This is a genomic window from Microbacterium sp. Be9 (assembly GCF_011754135.1).
In the GTDB taxonomy this organism is placed as follows: Bacteria; Actinomycetota; Actinomycetes; order Actinomycetales; family Microbacteriaceae; genus Microbacterium; species Microbacterium maritypicum_A.
In genome coordinates, this window is sequence record NZ_WNWT01000003.1 from 94,447 (window position 1) to 113,874 (window position 19,428).

Annotated in this window: 16 protein-coding genes; 12 read left to right on the forward strand and 4 right to left on the reverse strand. The window is 70.6% G+C overall.

Going from position 1 to position 19,428, the window contains the following annotated elements; translation table 11 throughout:
- Nucleotides 1–71 precede the first annotated feature (71 nt).
- The 7 genes from amiA (at nucleotide 72) to GLO27_RS03325 (ending at nucleotide 7,816) form a co-directional block, all read left to right on the forward strand.
- Complete coding sequence (gene amiA, locus GLO27_RS19715) at nucleotides 72–170, forward strand: streptamidine family RiPP (protein ID WP_017831216.1); 99 nt, start codon at nucleotides 72–74, stop codon at nucleotides 168–170.
- Nucleotides 171–255: 85 nt separating this feature from the next.
- Entirely contained in the window at nucleotides 256–1,056 is an 801-nt protein-coding gene (locus GLO27_RS03300; RefSeq protein WP_167253593.1) for a hypothetical protein, read from the forward strand.
- On the forward strand, nucleotides 1,053–2,030 hold the full coding sequence (locus tag GLO27_RS03305; RefSeq protein ID WP_167253595.1) for a CocE/NonD family hydrolase: 978 nt from the start codon (nucleotides 1,053–1,055) through the stop codon (nucleotides 2,028–2,030). The genes GLO27_RS03300 and GLO27_RS03305 overlap by 4 nt, the downstream gene beginning before the upstream one ends.
- On the forward strand, nucleotides 2,027–3,430 hold the full coding sequence (locus GLO27_RS03310) for a YcaO-like family protein (RefSeq protein WP_167253597.1): 1,404 nt from the start codon (nucleotides 2,027–2,029) through the stop codon (nucleotides 3,428–3,430). Before GLO27_RS03305 ends, GLO27_RS03310 begins: the two co-directional genes overlap by 4 nt.
- An 8-nt stretch (nucleotides 3,431–3,438) precedes the next feature.
- A complete protein-coding gene (locus tag GLO27_RS03315) occupies nucleotides 3,439–4,458 on the forward strand; it encodes a hypothetical protein (protein ID WP_167253599.1) in 1,020 nt (339 codons plus the stop codon).
- Complete coding sequence (locus GLO27_RS03320) at nucleotides 4,455–6,110, forward strand: ATP-binding cassette domain-containing protein (RefSeq protein ID WP_167253601.1); 1,656 nt, start codon at nucleotides 4,455–4,457, stop codon at nucleotides 6,108–6,110. Before GLO27_RS03315 ends, GLO27_RS03320 begins: the two co-directional genes overlap by 4 nt.
- Nucleotides 6,107–7,816 (forward strand): ABC transporter ATP-binding protein, encoded by a 1,710-nt coding sequence (locus GLO27_RS03325; protein WP_167253603.1) that lies wholly within the window; start codon nucleotides 6,107–6,109, stop codon nucleotides 7,814–7,816. The genes GLO27_RS03320 and GLO27_RS03325 overlap by 4 nt, the downstream gene beginning before the upstream one ends.
- Here the strand turns inward: GLO27_RS03325 and GLO27_RS03330 are convergent.
- Complete coding sequence (locus tag GLO27_RS03330) at nucleotides 7,777–10,311, reverse strand: DEAD/DEAH box helicase (protein WP_167253605.1); 2,535 nt, start codon at nucleotides 10,309–10,311, stop codon at nucleotides 7,777–7,779. The two genes, GLO27_RS03325 and GLO27_RS03330, sit on opposite strands and share 40 nt — an antisense overlap.
- A gap of 152 nt (nucleotides 10,312–10,463) precedes the next feature.
- On the opposite strand from GLO27_RS03330, the gene putP reads away from it, so the two are divergent.
- A complete protein-coding gene (putP, locus tag GLO27_RS03335; RefSeq protein ID WP_021198353.1) occupies nucleotides 10,464–11,975 on the forward strand; it encodes a sodium/proline symporter PutP in 1,512 nt (503 codons plus the stop codon).
- A gap of 22 nt (nucleotides 11,976–11,997) precedes the next feature.
- On the opposite strand, the gene deoD is transcribed toward putP, so the two are convergent.
- The 3 genes from deoD to GLO27_RS03350 form a co-directional block, all read right to left on the reverse strand.
- Complete coding sequence (gene deoD, locus GLO27_RS03340) at nucleotides 11,998–12,711, reverse strand: purine-nucleoside phosphorylase (RefSeq protein ID WP_167253607.1); 714 nt, start codon at nucleotides 12,709–12,711, stop codon at nucleotides 11,998–12,000.
- Between the two features lie 70 nt (nucleotides 12,712–12,781).
- Entirely contained in the window at nucleotides 12,782–13,450 is a 669-nt protein-coding gene (locus tag GLO27_RS03345; RefSeq protein WP_167253609.1) for a DNA alkylation repair protein, read from the reverse strand.
- A 19-nt stretch (nucleotides 13,451–13,469) separates the two neighbouring features.
- Nucleotides 13,470–14,507, reverse strand: a complete 1,038-nt coding sequence (locus GLO27_RS03350; RefSeq protein WP_021198350.1) for an FUSC family protein — start codon at nucleotides 14,505–14,507, stop codon at nucleotides 13,470–13,472.
- Between the two features lie 113 nt (nucleotides 14,508–14,620).
- Between GLO27_RS03350 and GLO27_RS03355 the strand changes: the two genes are divergently transcribed.
- The 4 genes from GLO27_RS03355 (at nucleotide 14,621) to GLO27_RS03370 (ending at nucleotide 19,406) form a co-directional block, all read left to right on the forward strand.
- Nucleotides 14,621–15,199 (forward strand): TetR/AcrR family transcriptional regulator, encoded by a 579-nt coding sequence (locus GLO27_RS03355; RefSeq protein ID WP_051667828.1) that lies wholly within the window; start codon nucleotides 14,621–14,623, stop codon nucleotides 15,197–15,199.
- A gap of 204 nt (nucleotides 15,200–15,403) precedes the next feature.
- Entirely contained in the window at nucleotides 15,404–16,720 is a 1,317-nt protein-coding gene (locus GLO27_RS03360; RefSeq protein ID WP_231479821.1) for a cytosine permease, read from the forward strand.
- Nucleotides 16,717–17,856 (forward strand): DUF917 domain-containing protein, encoded by a 1,140-nt coding sequence (locus GLO27_RS03365; RefSeq protein ID WP_167253611.1) that lies wholly within the window; start codon nucleotides 16,717–16,719, stop codon nucleotides 17,854–17,856. The genes GLO27_RS03360 and GLO27_RS03365 overlap by 4 nt, the downstream gene beginning before the upstream one ends.
- Nucleotides 17,856–19,406 (forward strand): hydantoinase/oxoprolinase family protein, encoded by a 1,551-nt coding sequence (locus GLO27_RS03370; protein WP_167253756.1) that lies wholly within the window; start codon nucleotides 17,856–17,858, stop codon nucleotides 19,404–19,406. The genes GLO27_RS03365 and GLO27_RS03370 overlap by 1 nt, the downstream gene beginning before the upstream one ends.
- The last annotated feature ends 22 nt before the right edge of the window (nucleotides 19,407–19,428 follow it).

Sequence of the window (19,428 nt, forward strand, 5' to 3'; positions counted from 1 at the left end):
CGTCAGTGTTCACTCACCGTGGACACCGCCCCGCACCCCGCGAGGCGGACACCTCACAGAAGGAGCACGAAATGGAAAAGCAGATCCTCGCCGAGATCGAAGAGTCCGAGCAGCTGGCGCACCTGTCGGCATCGCACTCGAACGCCCTGGTCGAGAACCCGTTCGACTGATCGCGGATCCTTCCGTCGCGCTTTCGAGCGCACTCCCGTCCGGCCGGGCGTTCGCGCCCGGCCGGACCCATCACCGAGAGACACCATGACTTCCGAACCCCGCATCCTGCCGCTCCCCGACACCGGGGCGCATCTCGTCGTCGGTGCCGACGGCCGCCCCCGGATCCGTCTGCGCACCGGACGACTCGTCCTGGTCGACGCGCCGGCCGCCGCTCTGGTCGAGGCCCTCGAGAGCGGGGCCCACGGAGAGCGCTCGACCGCGCTCGACCGGCTGACGCTCGAGGTGCAGGAACGCGAGTCCGCCGATGCCCTTCACCGCTGGCCGCAGGAGCGCCGCGACGTCTGCCTCCTCGGAACGGGCCCGCTCGTGCACGACCTCGAGCGCGTGCTCGCCGCCTGGGGCGCCCGGGTCGCCGTCCTGGATCCGGAGGCGGCACCGTCCGAGCACGCCGCGCTCGTGGTCGCCTATGCCGAGGACGCCTCCGGCCGCCGCCGCTGGGCAGAGCTCGATCGGCTTCCGGAGCGGGGCACCGCGTGGCTCCACGTGCACCGGGAGGGCGAGGTCGTGCTGATCGATCCGCTCGCCGTCGACCCCGGCGACCCCACCTCCGTGCAGGTGGCCGCGCGACGGGTGGCCGCGAGCAGCGCGCCCGCGTCGACCGAGGCCTGGCAGCGGGCGCGTCCGCTCACCCCTGGTGCGCTCGACGACGCGACCAGAGCGCTCGTGCTCGCCCGACTGCTGCACACCGTCCTCGCGTGGGCGCAGGAGGACGCAGAACTCGACCGGCTGCGGACGACGCTCTGGAAGGTCGTTCCCGCAACCGGTTCCGTGAGCGCGCACACGGTGCTGCCCTTCCCCGCGGCCCCGCGCCGGGTGATCCGATGACGCCGCCGCGCGATGCCCGCCCTCATGCCGTGCTCGCGGAAGACGGCGCCCTGCTGCGCGGCTGGGTCTGGGAACCCGCGGAACCTCGCGGCGTCGTGCTCATCCGTACGCCATACGGCGCCTGGCGACACGGCGACACCGCACGCGCCTGGGTCGGGCGGGGCTACCGCTGCGTGATCCATGACGTGCGCGGACGCCACTCCTCCGACGGTGAATGGCGCCCCTACCTCGCGGAACGCAGCGACGGGCGCGCGGTGGTCGAGCAGGTCAGGGCCGAGAGCCCCGGGCTCCCGCTCGTGCTGTCCGGCGGCTCGTATGCCGCGCACACCGCACTCGAAGCGGCCAGGGCCGTCGTCGTCGAGGCCCTGGTGCTCCAGGTGCCGGCGCTCGGGCTCGCCGAGACCGCGTGGGACGAGAACGGGCGTCCCCAGCTGCGCGACCGGATCGGGTGGTGGCACCAGCACGGCCGCGGCCCGCGTTCCCTGGCGCCGCTGTCGGACGAGCAGCTCTCGGCCCGTGTCCGGCGGGCATCCGACGTGGGCGTGCATCGGGCCGCCGACGAGTGGGGGTGGTCTTCCGAGGTCCTGTCCGGATGGCGACGCCTCTGGTCTGCTCCGGCCGTCGACCTGGACCGTGCCTACGGGGCGCTCCTCGCACCGCTGCTGCTCATCCGCGGCGATCACGACTTCTTCTTCACGCATGCCGGTCGACTCGCGGCCGCCTGGCGGGGCCCCGTCCACCTGGTCGACGGTCCGTGGGGACACCGACTGGCCGCGGACATCGACGACGACGATGTCCGCTCCCGGCTGCGCAGTGCGGGCGGCATCGGCGGCGTACTCGACTCCTGGCTCGCCGAGACCGGCCTGCCGACCACGGCATCCGCGCTCCCCGCACCGGCGTCGGCGCGAAGCCGCCGGACCAGATCCGCCTTCGAACCCGAGACCGGCCGCTGGCGGTACGAGAGGACAGCATGAGCGTGCACGACAACCTTCACCGCCGCACAGCGCGGGCGACGCTGTCGGCCGAGGCGCTGGTCGATGCGGAGGCCGGCATCATCCGCTCGGTGCGGGAGGTGCCGCATCCGATCGGTGCCCCAGACCGGTACCTGGCCTTGACGGCATCCGTGGCCGACGCCCGGATCCTCGGCGAGTGGCCCGCCGATCGGGTCTCGCTCGGCACATCGTTCGGCGACCCCGCTCAGGCGCGCATCGCCGCGATCGGCGAGGGCGTGGAGCGGTACTGCGGCAACTGGCTGCCCGATGAGCTTCCTCACGACGAGCTCCGTGTCAGCTCGGCGGATGACCTGCGTGCGGAGGGCGAGAGCGTCGTCGCCGAGCCCGATCTGCCGCGCTTCGCCGACTGGCAGCTCGCACGGCCCGGGTTCGCGTATCAGCGTCTGCTCCCCTCCACACCGACGCTCTGGGCACGCTGCGACGAGATCAACGGTGGCTCGGTGTGGGTGCCGGACTCTCTCGTGCACCTGAACTGGCGGCAGTCCCGGTTCCGCGCGCTGCCGCGGACACACCATCTGAACTACGCCGGCATCGCGACCGGCGCAGGCTTCGACGACGCCCGCGACCGCGGGGTGATCGAGGTCATCGAACGGGATGCGCTCGAGGTGTGGTGGCACCTGGACGGACCGACGTTCGGCATCGATCCGGCCACGGTCCCCGGCCTGCTCGACGATCTTCAGGGGAGCAGGCTGCGGGTGTGGCTGGTGGCGATGCCCTCGGAGTTCGCTCCCGCGATCGGCGCGCTCGTGCACGACGAGGAGCGCGGGCTCTACGCTGCAGGCTTCTCGGCCTCGCTCGACCCGGCGCGGGCCGCGCGGAAGGCCGTGCTCGAAGCGGTGCACACCTGGATCTACACGCAGGGATGCACGACGGACGACGGATGGGTGTTCCGCGCGGTCGCTGCGGGACTGATGGCGAAGGGCCTCACCCTCGACTTCCGTCCGCACGCCGACTACCTCGCCGCGGCCGGGCCGCAGTTCGAGAACGTGATCGACCTCGGCGCGCACGTGCAGGTGTGGCTCGACCCGAGCGTGCACGACGAGGCCCGGCGGTTCCAGTCGCCCGCGCAGGGCGTGCGTCCGCTGAGTGCGGTGGACCCGGTCACGATCGACGAGGTGTACGGGCGTCTGCGCGATCGCGGTCACCGCGTCCTGACCCGCGACCTCACGACCTCCGACGTGCGACGCACCGACCTGCGCGTGGTGCGTTCGATCGTGACCGGACTGGTGCCCAACGCCCCGGCGGCGTTCTCGTACCTCGGAATGCCACGGTTCCGCGAGGCGGCCGAGGAGCGCGGCTGGCGCACCACCTGGACCGGCGGCCCGGAGGACTTCACGCTCCTCCCGGCTCCGCACATGTGAGGGCCGTCATGGATCGCACACGCCGCGAGAGCCGCGGCCTTCCTGCCCCGCTCGACGAGGCGCTGACCTCGCGCATGCCCGCAGGTCCCCTGCCGCCGGGGCCGCGCGCGAACGCCTGGGATCGGGTCGGCGCCGTCGCGGACGAACCTCACCGCGGAGTGTCAGAGCTCGTCGACGCCCTGTGGCACCCGGGGGAGTACCACCGGGATGCCGACGGCTCGGCCACCCGCATCCGTCGGCGCCCCGTCCCCTCGGCCGGAGCGTGCTATCCGGTGCAGACCCACCTGATCGACCCCACCGGTGTGCGCTGGACGGTCGACCAGGAAGGGGTCTTCCATCGTCGCGTCCTCGCATCCGACCGTGCGGACGGATGGCCGTCGCCGGCATCGGACGACGGCACCGCACGCCTGGTGTTCACCGTGCTGCCGGGGCGGTCGTTCGGCCGCTACCGGCACCGGGCGTGGCCCCTGTGGATCGCGGATGCGGCCTACGCGGTCGCCGCCGTGCGATTCCTGCTGGGGGAGCGCGCCGGGCCCGTGCAGGTCGGTCCCTCGAAACGGCTGCGGGAGATGCTCGGCGTCCCCCGGGCTGCGGATGCCGACGCCTGGATGCGCCGAGGACTCGCGCCGGAGATCCCGCTCGCCGCCGTCGGGATCCCGCACGTGCCGACCCCGCACGCCGCTGCTGTGCAGGCTCTCGGCACGCGACGCTCGCCCGCCATCGCGGAGTTCGCCGATCGGATCGGGGGCTCACCGACCGCCGAGGTCGAGCGCGTCGCCCGCGCCTCCGGACAGGGCTGGGTGCGCGGTGCGACCGAAGCGCGCTCCTGGTCCCTGCCGAGCAGGGCACCCTCGACGATCGTCGGCGCCACCCTCTGGAGCGCCCATCTCGCCGCCGCACGCCTCTGCTACGAGGCAGCTCTCACCGGAGACAGGCGCACGCGCCCGGTCTCCGGCTTCTCCTCGACGGGGGACCGGTGGATCCTCCACGCGATCGCCGTCCTCGACTCCCGCGGAGGTGCACGATGATGATCGTCCCCGAGCTGTGGCGCGAAGCGCGACGGCACCCCTGGCTCCTATCCATGAGCATCCTGCTCCTCCTCCTCGTGTTCGCGACGCACCTCGCGCAGGCGCTCGCCCTCGCGTGGTCTCTCGCCGCCTTCGTGCGCGGTGACACGGCCGGCGCGGTGGCGGGCATCGGCGGGATCCTCGCGATCGGGGTGGCGCGGATGCTGCTGACGCTTGCGCAGGGCGATGCCTCCGCCCGCCTCGGAGGGCGGGTCAGGGAAGACCTCCGAGGTGCGGCCGTCGCCGCGGCGCTGGTGCCGGAACGACTGCACGATGCCCGCCTCCGCGACGGCTCGACCCAGCTCGCGCTCGGCGACGGCATCGACGGCACCGACGCCTATGTGTCGAAGTACATCCCTGCGGTGGCGCAGCTCGTGGTCGGCAGCCTGATCGCGGTGTGCCTCGTCGCGGTGCTGTCGCCCGTGATCGCGCTGTGCGTCGCCGCGGGGATCCTGCTCGCGGTGCTGGGCCCTTTGGCCTGGAAGCGGATGCTCGCCCGGCGCGGATTCGACCACTGGGACAGCTACGAGGCTCTCAGCGGCGACATGCTCGAGGCACTCCGGGGGATGTCGACGCTGCGGGCGCTGGGCGATGTCCCCGCGACCCGTGAGCGCTTGCAGGCGAGGTCGGAGTCGTTGCGCGTGGCCACGGAACGCGTCATGCGATCGTCGCTCGCCGAGACGGCGATCACCGACTTCGCGGTGCAGGCCGGAGTGGTGGTCGCCGCCGGGCTGGCCGTCGTGTCCGTGATGACCGGACAGCCACCGGCCATCGAGGTGTACGCCCTGCTCCTGCTCTCCTCGGAGGCGTTCCGGCCGGTACGTGACCTCTCGCGCCACTGGCATGCCGGATTCCTCGGGCTCACGGCGGTTCCCGGGCTGGCGGCCCTCGGTGCGTTCCGTCGGTCCGCACGGGTCGCGACGGAGATCGAGCGCATCGAGGAACCCGAGACCGGGGCGGTGACCGGCGGGGGAGACGTGCTCCGCATCTCCGGCCTGTCGTACCGATACCCCGGCACCGATCACGATGTCCTGCGCGGGGTCGACCTCCGTGCCGGGCGTGGCGAGGTGCACGCGATCGCCGGCCCCTCCGGTGCGGGCAAGTCCACGCTCTTCGACCTCGTCCTCGGCTTCCTCCCGCCCCCGGCGGGAACGGTCGAGCTCGACGGGCGCCCGCTCCGCCCGAGCGATGTCGCCGTGGTCTCCCAGCACCCCGTCCTGTTCACCGGGACCATCAGGGACAACGTCGATCTGTTCGACGCCGGGCAGGAGGCGCTGGAGGATGCGTGCGCCGCAGCCGGTGTGCTCGACGAGATCCGGGCGATCCCCGGAGGCCTCGACGCGAGGGTGGCGGAAGCGGGGACGAGCCTGTCGGGCGGGCAGCGGCAGCGTCTCGCCCTCGCCAGAGCATTGCTCGCCCGGCGCCCCGTGCTTCTCGTCGACGAGCCGACCAGCGCCCTCGACGACCGCAGCGCCCTGACCGTCGCCGAGACGCTCGAACGTGTCGCCGCAGAGAGGATCGTGCTCATGATCAGCCACCGTCCCGAGGCCCTGGCCAGGGTCGCCGATGTGCGGGTGCTCCGTGACGGAATGCTCGTGGAGGAGGCCTCATGACCTCGTCCGCGGGCATCCTCGCTCGGCTGCTTCCGCCGCTGCGACCCGAATGGCGGCGCATCGCCTGCAGCTACCTGATCGCCACCACGAGCCTGTGCGCGCTCGCCGCCATCGCGGTGCTCACCGCGCTCGGCGTCGGCGGGGCCGTCGTGCACGGCACCTGGCCGCCGGCGGTCTGGTGGTTCGCCCTCGGAGGCCTCGTGCTGCTGCGCACCTTCCTCACGTGGCGCGAGATGGACGTGTCGCACGCCCTCGCCTACCGCGTGCTCGCCCGGCTGCGGATGGCGCTCTTCGACGCGTACTCGCGCAGCGTTCCCGGTCGCCGTCGCGAGCACTCCGGTCGGGCCGCGTCGGTTGCGATGACAGATATCGAGAAGCTGGAGTTCTTCTACGCCCACACGGTCGCACAGATCGGTGCCGCGTTCACGCTCTTCGTCGGAGCCCTGGTCTGCGCGTTCCTGGTGATGCCGGTGGCGGCGGTCGTGATGCTCGCCGGAGCGGTCGCGGTCGCGCTCACCGTCTGGGCCGGGGCGGGTCCGTCGCGGCGTATCGGTGCGCGCGAGCAGCAGGAGCGCGAGGAGCAGTCCGAACGACTGGTCGACGCCCTCGGTGCGCTGCGCGAGATCCTCGCCTTCGGGCTGCAGAGCCGGGTCGTTCGCGAGGCCGTCGACGGTACCCGGCGGTCGGCGCGCGTCACCCGCCGCCGGGAGGTGATCGCCCAGCTCGTCGACGGCACGCGCGAGCTGATCCTCACCGCGGTCGTGATCGGGGTGATCGCCGTCTCCCTTCTCGACGGATCGGTTGACGGGGCGGTCGACGCCGGGCGAGCGGCACTGCTGCCCGCGGTGATCGCCCTCGCCGTCGCCGGCGTCGCCGCGGTGGCGGACGCCGCGCACACGGTGTCGGAGCTGCATCCGCTGATCGCCAGTGCCGATCGCGTGGGTGCAGGGCTGCACCGCCCCCCGGTCGTGGCGCCGGTCGATCGTCCGCTCCCGCTGCCGCCGGGGCCGCTCGGTGTGCGCTTCGAGAGGGTCGCGTTCTCCTACGACGACCGCACGGAGGTTCTGCGCGGCTGGTCGATCGACGTCGACCCCGGTGAGCACATCGCCCTCGCGGGGCCGTCCGGCGCCGGCAAGAGCACCGTGATCGCGCTCGCCGCGCGGCTGTGGGACCCTGCAGAGGGCACCATCGCTCTCGTCGATGCGGCGGGGGTCGCGTACCCGCTGGGTCGCATCCGCGATGAAGATCTTCGCCGGACCGTGGCCGTGGTGGAGCAGGATGCGCGCCTGTTCCACGGCACCGTGCGCGACAACCTCGTGCGGGGTGTCGGCGTCCGCACCGACGAGCAGTTGCGCGAGGCGCTCACACGGGTCGGCGCCGACGACTGGATCACCCTCGACGACGAGCTCGGCGAGCACGGGGTGAGGCTCTCCGGTGGTCAACGGGCACGGTTGGCCCTGGCGCGGGCGCTGTGCCGCGAGCCCCGGGTGCTCATCGTCGACGAGATCACAGCGAGCCTGGATGCCGAGTCGGAGCGCATCATCTCCGACGTGCTCGAAGGGTTCGACGGCACGGTCATCGCCGCCTCGCACCGGCGCGAGACGCTGGGGCGGTTCGGGCGGGTGGTCGGCGTGGAGCGCGGAGGCCACGCGAACGACGGCGGCGGCTACAGCCGGTCGACTCCGGTGACCGTGACGACGGCCTGACCGGCTTCGTCGGAGTCGGCGAGATCGATCGTCGCGGAGATGCCCCAGTCGTGGTCGCCGGCGGGATCGTCGAGGATCTGCCGTGCGGTCCAGGCGGCGGGCCCCTCGGTGAGGATCAGCAGCTTCGAGCTGCGGGCATCAGCGCCGGTGAGGATCTCGTCGTGGTCGGCGAAGTACCCGTCCAGCGCGTCCGACCAGGCGTCGGCGCCGAAACCGGGATCGAGCTCGGCCAGCGCGTCCACGTCTTCCCTGGCCGCCAGCTGCACCCGGCGGAAGAGTTCGTTGCGCACCAGGATGCGGAAGGCGCGGATGTTGCTCGTGAGGCGCTTGGGTGCGGGCGGGACGATCGGCTCATCGGGCGCGTGTGGATCGAAGTGTCCGTTGTCGACGCCGGCGATCAGCTCCTCCCACTCGTCGAGCAGGCTGGAGTCGACCTGGCGGACGAGCTCGCCGAGCCACTCGATGAGATCGCGCAGATCCTCGTCCTTGAGCTCTTCCGGGATGGTCTGCGAAGCCGCGCGGTACGCGTCGGAGAGGTAGCGCAGCACCACACCTTCGGAGCGCGCGATCTTGTAGTACGCGACATATTCCCCGAACGACATGGCCCGTTCGTACATGTCACGCACCACCGACTTGGGGTGCAGCTCGAAGTCGCGGATCCACGGCTGGGCCGCGCTGAAGGTCTCGAAGGCCGCGGTCAGCAGCTCGTCCAGCGGCTTCGGGTAGGTGATCTGCTCGAGCAGCTCCATCCGCTCGTCATACTCGATGCCCTCGGACTTCATCGCGGCGACCGCCTCGCCCCGGGCCAGGAACTCCTGCTGACTGAGCACGGCGCGGGGATCGTCGAGGGTCGACTCCACGATCGAGATCATGTCGAGCGCGTAGGAGCCGGTCCCCGTGCCGGCGGCGGGATCGGGGTCGAGCAGCTCGAAGGCGGCGAGGGCGAACGGCGACAGCGGCTGGTTGAGCGCGAAGTTCGGCTGCAGGTCGACCGTGAGGCGGATCTCTCCTTCGGGGGTCTTCTCGACGATGCCCGATTCGCGGAGCGTGCGGTAGATGCCGATGGCCCGTAGCGCGAGCTCCCGCTGGCGCCTCCGCGGCTCGTGGTTGTCGTATACCAGTGCGCGCATATTGCCGAACACGTCACCGCCGCGGGCGATCACGTTGAGCATCATCGCGCTCGTGATCTGCATGTGCGAGGTCAGCGTCTCCGGCACGGCATCGATGAGCTTGCGGAACGACGGCTCGCCCCACGACACGAAACCGTCCGGTGCCTTCTTCCGGACGATCTTGCGCTTCTTCTTCGGGTCGTCGCCGGCCTTCTTCACCGCAGCGACGTTCTCGCTCTCGTGCTCGGGCGCCTGCGCGACGACCGTGCCGGCGGTGTCGTAGCCCGCGCGGCCCGCGCGGCCCGCGATCTGGTGGAACTCGCGGGCGTTCAGCTGCCGCATCCGGGTGCCGTCGAACTTCGTGAGCGCCGTGAGCAGCACCGTGCGGATCGGCACGTTGATGCCCACGCCGAGGGTGTCAGTGCCGCAGATAACGCGCAGCAGTCCGCGCTGGGCGAGCTGCTCGACCAGACGCCGGTACTTCGGCAGCATGCCCGCGTGGTGCACGCCGATCCCTGCGCGCAGGAACCGTGAGAGCGTCTTGCCGAACGCGGTCGTGAAGCGGAACTCGGCGATCAGGGCGGCGATCTCGTCGCGCTGCTCGCGGGTGGCGACCTTGGTGCTGGAGAGCGCCTGCGCGCGCTCCATCGCTGCGGCCTGCGAGAAGTGCACGACGTAGATCGGCGCCTGTCCGGTGTTCAGCAGATCGTCGATGGTCTCGTGGATCGGCGTCGTCTCGTAGAAGAAGTGCAGGGGGACCGGACGCTCGACGCCGGTGACCGTGGCCGTCTCGCGGCCGGTGCGAAGGGTGAGGTCTGCGGCGAGCTCGGTCACATCGCCGAGTGTCGCCGACATCAGGATGAACTGCGCCTGAGGCAGCTCGAGCAGCGGCACCTGCCATGCCCACCCGCGGTCGGGGTCGGCGTAGAAATGGAACTCGTCCATCACGACCTGGCCGACGTCGGCATCCGTTCCCTGGCGCAGCGAGAGGTTCGCGAGGATCTCGGCCGTGCAGCAGATGATCGGAGCATCGGCGTTCACGGAGGAATCGCCCGTGACCATGCCGACGTTCTCGGCGCCGAACACATCGACCAGGGCGAAGAACTTCTCGCTCACGAGCGCCTTGATCGGTGCCGTGTAGTAGCTGCGCCGTCCGGCGACCAGGGCACTGAAGTGGGCACCGATCGCGACGAGCGACTTCCCGGTGCCGGTGGGGGTGGAGAGGATCAGGTTGTTGCCGGAGACGATCTCGATGACCGCCTCGTCCTGCGCGGGGTACAGGCTGATGCCCGTCGATTCCGCCCATTCGACGAACGCGAGGTAGACGGCATCCGGGTCCGCGGCGTCCGGGATGAGGGCGGGGTCGAGCCGCGGAGAGGAAGTCATGGTGATTCGATCATCCCTCATGCGCGGGGGCACCTGCTCTGCGGGACCGACATGCCGCCGCGCCGGGCGACGTCTGGGCGGCACCGCCGGCGGTTGACATCATCGAACGACGACCGGATGCGGTGGCTCCACCGCGAGGGGGGACGACGACGATGCCCGACCAGATCTTCACTTTCGCCGCGCTGGGTGTGTACTTCGCGGCGATGCTGCTCATCGGATGGATAGCCTTCCGGCGCACCGGCGATCACGAGGACTACATGCTCGGCGGACGGAATCTGCCGCCGTGGGTGGCCGCCCTCAGCGCCGGGGCCTCCGACATGTCCGGCTGGCTCGTGATGGGGCTGCCCGGTGCGATCTACGTCTCCGGTCTCATCGAGGCGTGGATCGCGATCGGCCTCACCATCGGCGCCTACCTGAACTGGCTGCTCGTGGCTCCTCGGCTGCGCGCCTACACGCAGGTGTCGCGCAACTCCATCACGGTGCCGAGTTTCTTCGAGAATCGACTCCGGGATACGACGCGACTGCTGCGGGTCGTCTCCGGTGTCGTCATCCTCGTCTTCTTCACCCTCTACATCTCCTCCGGCATGGTCGCCGGTGGGGTCTTCTTCGAGAGCTCGTTCGACGGCGACTACCTCACCGGCATGCTGCTTGTCACGGGCGTCACGCTCGCGTACACGCTCTTCGGTGGGTTCCTCGGTGCGTCACTGACCGATGTGGTGCAGGGACTGATGATGGTGATCGCGCTGGTCGTGATCCCGGTGGCGGCGATCGTCGCGATCGGGGGACTCGCCGAGACGGGCGAGCTGATCAACGAGGTGGCGCCGGACCACCTCTCCATGCTCTCCGGAACGGCGCTCACGGGCGGCACCATCCTCGCCATCGTCTCGTCGCTCGCCTGGGGCCTCGGATACTTCGGACAGCCGCACATCATCGTGAGGTTCATGGCTCTGCGCTCGCCGCAGGAGGCGAAGAGCGCTCGACGCATCGGCATCTCATGGATGATCGTCTCGCTCGGCGGCGCCGTGCTGTCGGGCCTGGTCGGCATCGCCTACATCGCCAAGACGGGCGTCGACCTCGCCAACCCCGAGACCGTGGTGCTGCTCATGTCGCAGACGCTGCTGCATCCGTTCGTCGCCGGCCTCGTCCTGGCGGCCGTGCTCGCCGCGATCATGAGCACGATCTCCAGCCAGCTGATCGTGTGCTCCTCGGCCCTCGTGGAAGACCTGTACGGCGTGTTCCGGCGCACGCCGCCCTCGCAGAAGACCCTCATGCTGATGGGGCGGCTCGGCGTGCTCGGCGTGGCGATCGTCGCCGCGGTGCTGGCGATCACCCCGAACGACACGATCCTCGGACTCGTCTCCTTCGCCTGGGCCGGATTCGGCGCCGCATTCGGTCCGGTCATCCTGCTCAGTCTCTACTGGCGCAAGCTCACCAACTGGGGTGCCCTGGCGGGGATGTTCGTCGGCGCCGCGACCGTGTTCATCTGGAAGGCTCTCGACACCGGGCTCTACGAACTGCTTCCCGCCTTCGTTCTCGCTCTGATCGCGGCCGTCGTGGTGAGTCTCGTCACGTACCGGCACGACGACGAGATCCAGCAGGAGTTCACCGACACCGGCGCCATGCTGGCTCTGCCCCGTCCGCACGCGGTCGGCGACACGCCGTAGCGGCCGAGCGCGCCGGGGACGCTCAGACCGCGGTGGCGGCGCGCAGAGCGATGCGGATCATGTCGCCGAAGGTCTGCTCGCGCTCCTGCGCCGAGGTCTCCTCGCCCGTGACGATGTGGTCGCTGACCGTGCAGATCGCGAGGGCGCGCCGACCGTAGTACGCCGCGAGAGTGTAGAGACCGGCGGCCTCCATCTCGACGCCGAGGATGCCGTGCTGCACGAACGGCTCCATGAGCTCGGGGCGGGTGCTGTAGAACTGGTCGCTCGAGAACAGCTGACCCACGTGCACGGTCGAATCCAGAGGTTCGGCCTCGCTCGCCTCAACTGCGGCGCGCAGCAGGGAGAAGTCGGCCACGGGTGCGTAGTCGAGTCCGTGGAAACGGCTCCGGTTGATGCCGGAGTCGGTGCTGGCGGCGTTGGCGATGATGATGTCGCGGATCTTGACGCGCTCGGTCAGGGCTCCGCACGAGCCGACCCGCACGATCGTCTGCACGTCGTACGCGTCGAACAGTTCGTTCGCGTAGATCGCCATCGACGGCTGCCCCATGCCCGAGCCCTGCACCGACACGCGATGCCCCTCCCAGGTGCCGGTGAAGCCGAGCATGCCGCGCGTCTCGGAGTAGAGCTCGGCATCGTCGAGGAAGGTCTCGGCGATCCACTTCGCCCGCAGCGGGTCGCCGGGGAACAGGACGATGGGGGCGATCTGACCGGGCTCTGCGGCGATGTGGGTGCTCATGGCCTCAGCGTAGCCAGCCTCATCCCGCCGCGCCCGCGCACCCGTGTCCCCGGGGGCGATACCGCGCCGATCACCCCTCGCGTCGCCGCACGATCTCGCCGATCCAGAGCGGGGCGAAGGGCGAGGTGCAGCCGGGTGCGGTCGGGTAGTCGGCGAGCACCTGCAGGCGTTCGCCGATCGCCAGCGCCCTGGCGCGGTACTCGGGGTGGAAGATGCCGATGTTCGCGAGGGTCTCGTTCATGGACCACTGCAGGCGCGACGGCGCATCCTTCATGTCCCGCTCGATCAGGTCGAGCAGGTGCGCAAGGTCCAGGCCGTCGGCGTCCTTCATGACGCGCACGGTCGTGAGCGACCAGGCTGCAGCAGCCACCGTGGGGTCGGCGTCGTCGAACCACCGCAGCCGCAGCTCTTCGGCGAGCGGGGTCTTCTTGGCGACGTAGTTGACGAACCAGTCGTTGACCTTGGGTGGGCGGGTCTCGCGCAGCACGGCGTCGAGCTCGTCGGCGGTGAAGTCGCGCGGGCGGCAGATCAGCAGGGCCAGCAGCCGTGCGGGCGTCTCGCCGGTCGCCCACAGCTCCTGCGCGAGGGGCTGGTCGGTCTTGATCTTCTTGGCCAGCGCTCGCATCCGGCTGAGGTTGATGCCGTGGTCATCGCCCCGCTTCTCGTTGGCGGCGCGCATCTTCGGGTCTTCCAGTGCGGCGAGTTCGCCGAGGGCTTCGGCGACGGTCATGTCGGACATGCCTCCAGAGTAGGCGGGCTCAGTCCTCGTCGAGCAGCTCGCCCCTGATGCGGCGCAGGTCTTCCATGAGGGAACCGATCAGGATCCAGTGCTGTGACGACGGCGGCCGGATCACGAGGGGAGCGGTGAGCGCGGGGATCGCCGAGGTCATGGTGTCCGGCTCCGGCGAGGCATCGGCGACCTGCACGGCGAGCCGTACGTCGTGCCCTGCGCGTCGCAGCTGCTCGGCGATCGCGGCGACGGCGGGCTCCTCGCCGATCCGGTCGTCGTAGTGGTCGAAGTAGGCCCGGGTCATGCCGATCGTCTGCGTGACGATCGGGGAGAGCCGGTCGAGCAGCGCCCGCATCTCACGCAGATCGGCACGATGGGTCGAGCGCCGCGGGTTCAGAGTGAGCGATTCCTCTCCGGCGGCGATCGAGGCCTCGGCGGCCTCCTTCATCGGCCGCAGCAGCCGTACCTCCAGCATCAGCTCCTGCAGCCGTGCGGGCGTCTGGGGTTCGGGCAGTGCGTCGGCCAGGCGATCCAGGCTCGCGGCGAGCTCGAGGCCGAGGAGCCCCACGTCCCGACGGGCCGGCGCGACGAGCACCGGAGGCACGATCAGGGCGTTCACGACGATGCCGATCACGACCCCGATCAGCGTCTCCACGATGCGGGCGAACGCATACTCGGGACTCGACGAGCCCAGAGCCAGCACCAGCATCGCCGAGATCGCGACCTGATTGCCGGTGCCGGGCGAGGCGCGGAAGATCCACGCCACCAGCATCGCGACGACGATCGCGAGCAGCACGATCCAGCTCGGCGAACCGAGCAGCAGCCCGAGTGCGACGGCGATCACGACACCGGCGATCACGCCGATGCTGCGCTCGAGCGCCTTCGACAGCGACTGGTTCACGCTGGGCTGCACCACCAGCAGCGCGGCGATGGCGGCGAAGACGGGCAGCTGTGCGGGGAACACCCATCCGGCGATCAGCCACGCCGCGATGGTCGCCGCGGCCGACTTCACGACCTGCAGCAGCGGGGAGCGCTGGGAGGCGCGGATCGCGGCGGGGATGCGCATGACCTCAACGCTAGTCGTGCGGATGCCCCGAGCGCGGCTCTTGCGTCGCGGGAAGATGCGGGGTTACGCTCTGCCTAACTAACAGTCGTTAGGTAACGAGTCTGAGGCGGAAGATGACCAGAGCAACGATCCTCGCGGAGGCCCGCACGATCTTCGCGCGCCAGGGCTACGCCGAGACGAGCCTGCGCGAGATCGCCGAAGCCGTCGGGATCAAGACGCCCTCGCTCTACGCGCACTTCTCGAGCAAGGAGGCGCTCTACGCCGAGGTGTATGCCGCGGTGTCGATCGATCACACCGCGTTCTTCGACGAGCTCGTGCGGAGCAGCTCCGATATGGAGCCGCTCGCGCGTCTGCAGCACCTCCTCGGCGGCATCGAGGCCTACTACCGCGACCGGCCCGACCTCGCGGAGTTCAGCCTGCGGGCCGCGGTCACCGAATACGGTCCCGGTGGCGAGCAGCTGCGGCAGATCTTCCTCGACTCGGAGTCGACCCTCGCCGCCGCGGTGCGCCAGACATATGACGACGGGGTCGCGACGGGGACGTTCGTCGCCGGTGACGCAGACGGTTTCACGGCACTGGTCTTCGTCGTCATGGACGGCCTCTTCCTCCAGCTCACCCACTACACGCCCGAGGTCTACCGCGAACGGTTCGACCAGGCCTGGCGGCACCTCTCCACGATCCTCTCCCGATGAACACCACGCTCTCCCGATGAACCACCGCCGCATCGACGCGGGACACGCCTGACCCGCCGGCACCGAGCCACGAGCTCCGACCCGGCATCGCACGACACGGCCGCAACGACAGGCCGCCCCCGACCCGCCCTGCGAGTCGTCCGCACCACGGGAACCCGAATCCCCGCCGACGGACTCGCAGGGCCACTTCTCAAGGACAAGATGATGACCACCACCGACTACGAGCACGGCGTCGTGCCCCAGGACCAGCGCAAGAGCTGGCTGTCGATCGCCACCGTGTGGATCGCGATCGGCATCGACCTCTCCGGGGCGTTCCTCGGTGTCTCGCTCGCCTCCGGCATGGCCTTCTGGCCGGCGATCGGTGCGACGATGCTCGGTTCGCTGCTGCTCGGACTGCTCGCGATGGCCTGCGCCTACGTCGGCGCCGCCACCGGGCTCTCCACCGCGATGATCTCCCGCGCGGTGTTCGGGCGCATCGGCGGGGCGATCCTCGCCCTCGCGATCGCGATCAGCCTGGTCGGCTGGTACGCCGTGCAGGCGGGCTTCTTCGGAGCGAACGCGCAGATCGCGTTCGCCGAGTTCACCGGCATCGATGTACCCGTGCAGGTGTTCACCGCGATCGGTGGCGTGCTCATGGCGATCACCGCGTTCTGGGGCTACCGCTCGATCAACCGCCTCAGCACCCTCGCCGTGCCGCTGCTCCTCCTCCTGCTGATCGTCGGCGTGGTCGTGGCGTTCACGGTGAACGGGGCGGCAGGGCTCGAGGCCCCGGTCGAGGCGACGTTCACGTTCGGCGGTGCGGTGTCGCTCGTGATGGGCATCTTCATCCTCGGTGTCGTGCTGGCCCCCGACATGGCGCGGTGGGCGAAGACGCCGAAGCAGGCCATGATCGCCGGGTTCGTCGGCTTCTTCTTCGGCAACTCGATCATCCTGGTGGTCGCGATCCTTCTCGCCCGCATCATGGACGGCACCGAGTTGATGGCGATCTTCTTCGCCCTCGGTCTCGGCGGCGTCGCCGTGGTCGTGCTGATCCTGGCGCAGTGGACCACGAACACGACCAACCTCTACTCGGCCGGCCTCTCGTTCGCGTCGATCAGCGAGCGCCTGAGCCGCCGCACCGTGACCATCGTGCTCGGCGCCATCGGCATCGTCGTCGGAGTGATCGGCGCGGCCGACTACTTCGTGCAGTTCATCCTCGTGATCGGCACGATCATCGCCCCCTACGGCGGCGTGTACCTGGCGTCGTTCTTCACCGGTCGAAAGACCGCGCGCTGGGCGCACGGCGCCACCGTGCCGCTGGTCGACGGGTGGTCGATCACGGCCTGGGTGGTCGGCATCGTCGTGGCCGTCGCGACGACGAACCCGGCGGACGGTCCCGGCTTCGGCTGGTTCACGATCACCTCGATCTCCGCTCTCGACGGTCTCCTCGTCGGCTTCGTCGCCTACCTCCTGCTGCTTCCGCTCCGCCGCCGCGTGGCACCGGACCCGGCCGCCCCCGTCACGGACGAGGTGAGCGCATGACCACCGCTCCCTTCCTCACAGAAGCCGACATCGACGAGATCGCCCTGGGCGCCGCGGTGCTCGGTACCGGCGGCGGAGGAGACCCGCACGTCGGCTCGCTCATCGCCAAGCGCCTCATCCGCCTGCACGGACCGGTGCCGCTGGTGGCTGTCGACGACCTGACCGACGACGACTTCGTGATCCCGATCGGCGGGATCGGAGCGCCTTCCGTGAGCGTGGAGCGCATCCAGGCCGAATCCGAGCTGCTCGCGGCCCTGCAGGCGATCGAACGCGCGGTGGGTCGCAAGGCCACGGCCGTGATGCCGATCGAGGTCGGTGGAGGCAATTCCATGATCCCGATCGCGGCCGCCGCGCTCGCCGGACTCCCGGTGGTCGACGGTGACGCGATGGGACGCGCCTTCCCGGAGGCGCAGATGGTCACGTTCCATCTCGCCGGCTACGGACCCGGCACGACGGTGCTCGTCGATCACCACGGCAACGAGGTGGTCAGCCGCCCGGTCGACGGCGGCTGGTCGGAGCGCATCGCGCGGGCCGTCACCGTCGAGATGGGCGGAGGGGCGACCATGATCGACTACGCCTACGGCGGCGACGTCGTGCGCGAGTGCGCGATCCCGGGCACTCTGGGGCTCGCCCAGCGCATCGGACGCATCCTCCGGGGGCGCGATGGCGGCGGACGCGAACTGCGCGACGACGAGCGCATCGACGCTCTGTGCGCCGACCTCGCCGCGGTGCGGCTGTTCGACGGCAAGGTGGCCGACCTGCAGCGCTCCGTCGACGGCGGTTTCACGCGGGGAGCAGCCGAACTCGTCGGCGTCGGAGAAGACCGGGGGAGTGCGTTCCGTCTCGACTTCCAGAACGAGATGCTGCTCGGGCGTCGTGACGGCGTGCTGGCGGCGGTGACCCCCGACCTGATCGCGGTGCTCGACCTGGCGACCGGCATGCCCATCACGACGGAGTCCCTCCGCTACGGCGCGCGGGTCGCGGTCATCGCGATCCCCTGCCACGACAAATGGCGCACGCCGATCGGGCTGGAGACCGCAGGGCCCGCCCACTTCGGATACGACGTGGAGTGGGTTCCCGTCGAAGACATCGCGCAGCCCTCCGGTGCGCGCACGACGGACGAGGAGGCCGCGTGATGGCCGGCACCTATCGCATCGGCATCGATGTCGGCGGCACCAACACCGATGCCGTGATCCTCGACGAGCGGCTCGACGTGGTCGCCTCGGTGAAGCGTCCGACCACGGCCGACACGGGCGACGGCGTGGCCGCGGCGATCGACGCCGTGCTCGCGGCCTCCGGCGTCGACGCCGCCCTGATCGGGCACGCGATGCTCGGCACCACTCACTGCACCAACGCGATCGTCGAGCGTCGCGGTCTCGGTCGCGTCGGCATCCTCCGCCTCGGCGCACCGGCCACCACGGCCGTCCCGCCGCTGGAGGGTTGGCCGGACGATCTGCGTGCGGCGATCGGCGAGCAGGCACACCTGCTGGACGGCGGCTTCGAGGTCGATGGCCGGGTGCTCTCCCCGATCGATGAGGATGCCGTGCGCGAGGCCTGTGCACGGATGCGCGGCGAGGTCGACGCAGTCGCCGTCGTGGGGGTGTTCGCCCCGATCGACGAGAGCCAGGAGGAGCGGGTCGCCGCCATCGTCACGGAAGAGCTGGGTGTTCCCGTGTCGCGGTCGGCGCGCATCGGCTCGCTCGGACTGCTCGAGCGCGAGAACGCGACGGTGCTGAATGCGGCGCTGATGCAGACGCTGCGGCAGATGGCCGCGGGCTTCGTCGCCGCTCTGCGGGAGCGGGGCATCCCGGCCACCCCGTACTTCGGCCAGAACGACGGAACCCTCATGCAGCTCGAGTACGCGCTCGAGTTCCCGGTGCTGACGATCGGCTGCGGTCCGACGAACTCGATCCGCGGCGCCGCGCACCTCTCGGGCGCGACCGACGCCCTGGTGGTCGACATCGGCGGCACCACGACCGACATCGGCGTGCTCGTCGACGGGTTCCCACGGCAGTCGGCGCACGCGGTCGAGATCGGCGGCATCCGCACGAACTTCCGTATGCCCGACGTGCTGTCGGTCGGCCTCGGCGGCGGCACGATCATCCGGGAGACGCCTGCGGGCGCGACCGTCGGCCCGGACAGCGTGGGCTATCGCCTTCCGCAGGAGGGTCTCGCGTTCGGCGGCAGCACCCTCACGGCCACCGACGTGGCGCTCGCGGTCGGCGGCGCCGAGATCGACGGTCTCGACTCCCCCGCCGTTCCTGAGGCGGTCGGCTCCGCGGCGTGGACCGCGATGCGGGAGATCCTCGAGGACTCGATCGATCGGATGAAGCCGAACGCCGCGCCGGTACCGGTGATCCTGGTCGGCGGGGGCGGCATCATCGCCCCGACCGCGCTCGACGGCGTCGCCGAGGTGATCCGCCCCGATCACTTCGGCGCCGCCAATGCGGTGGGGGCGGCCCTCGGCGAGGTCGCCGGCCAGATCGAGAAGATCTACCGCGTCGATCCCACCGACCAGCGGGCATCCCGGGCGGACGCCGCCGCCGAGGCGACCGAGCGTGCCCGGCTCGCCGGCGCCGATCCCACGACGATCGAGGTCGTCGCGGTGGAAGAGCTGCCGGTGGCCTACTCCGACGGCACGGCCGTGCTCATCCGCGCCAGAGCGGTGGGTCGCCTGGCGGCCTGACTCTCCGCGGACGGCATCGCTT

Coding starts and splice junctions, on each gene's coding strand:
- deoD (WP_167253607.1), bottom strand. CDS start 12,711: ATGAGCACCCACATCGCCGCAGAGCCCGGTCAGATCGCCCCCATCGTC.
- GLO27_RS03325 (WP_167253603.1), top strand. CDS start 6,107: ATGACCTCGTCCGCGGGCATCCTCGCTCGGCTGCTTCCGCCGCTGCGA.
- GLO27_RS03350 (WP_021198350.1), bottom strand. CDS start 14,507: ATGCGCATCCCCGCCGCGATCCGCGCCTCCCAGCGCTCCCCGCTGCTG.
- amiA (WP_017831216.1), top strand. CDS start 72: ATGGAAAAGCAGATCCTCGCCGAGATCGAAGAGTCCGAGCAGCTGGCG.
- GLO27_RS03315 (WP_167253599.1), top strand. CDS start 3,439: ATGGATCGCACACGCCGCGAGAGCCGCGGCCTTCCTGCCCCGCTCGAC.
- GLO27_RS03355 (WP_051667828.1), top strand. CDS start 14,621: ATGACCAGAGCAACGATCCTCGCGGAGGCCCGCACGATCTTCGCGCGC.
- GLO27_RS03360 (WP_231479821.1), top strand. CDS start 15,404: ATGACCACCACCGACTACGAGCACGGCGTCGTGCCCCAGGACCAGCGC.
- GLO27_RS03365 (WP_167253611.1), top strand. CDS start 16,717: ATGACCACCGCTCCCTTCCTCACAGAAGCCGACATCGACGAGATCGCC.
- putP (WP_021198353.1), top strand. CDS start 10,464: ATGCCCGACCAGATCTTCACTTTCGCCGCGCTGGGTGTGTACTTCGCG.
- GLO27_RS03345 (WP_167253609.1), bottom strand. CDS start 13,450: ATGTCCGACATGACCGTCGCCGAAGCCCTCGGCGAACTCGCCGCACTG.
- GLO27_RS03300 (WP_167253593.1), top strand. CDS start 256: ATGACTTCCGAACCCCGCATCCTGCCGCTCCCCGACACCGGGGCGCAT.
- GLO27_RS03305 (WP_167253595.1), top strand. CDS start 1,053: ATGACGCCGCCGCGCGATGCCCGCCCTCATGCCGTGCTCGCGGAAGAC.
- GLO27_RS03320 (WP_167253601.1), top strand. CDS start 4,455: ATGATGATCGTCCCCGAGCTGTGGCGCGAAGCGCGACGGCACCCCTGG.
- GLO27_RS03330 (WP_167253605.1), bottom strand. CDS start 10,311: ATGACTTCCTCTCCGCGGCTCGACCCCGCCCTCATCCCGGACGCCGCG.
- GLO27_RS03310 (WP_167253597.1), top strand. CDS start 2,027: ATGAGCGTGCACGACAACCTTCACCGCCGCACAGCGCGGGCGACGCTG.
- GLO27_RS03370 (WP_167253756.1), top strand. CDS start 17,856: ATGGCCGGCACCTATCGCATCGGCATCGATGTCGGCGGCACCAACACC.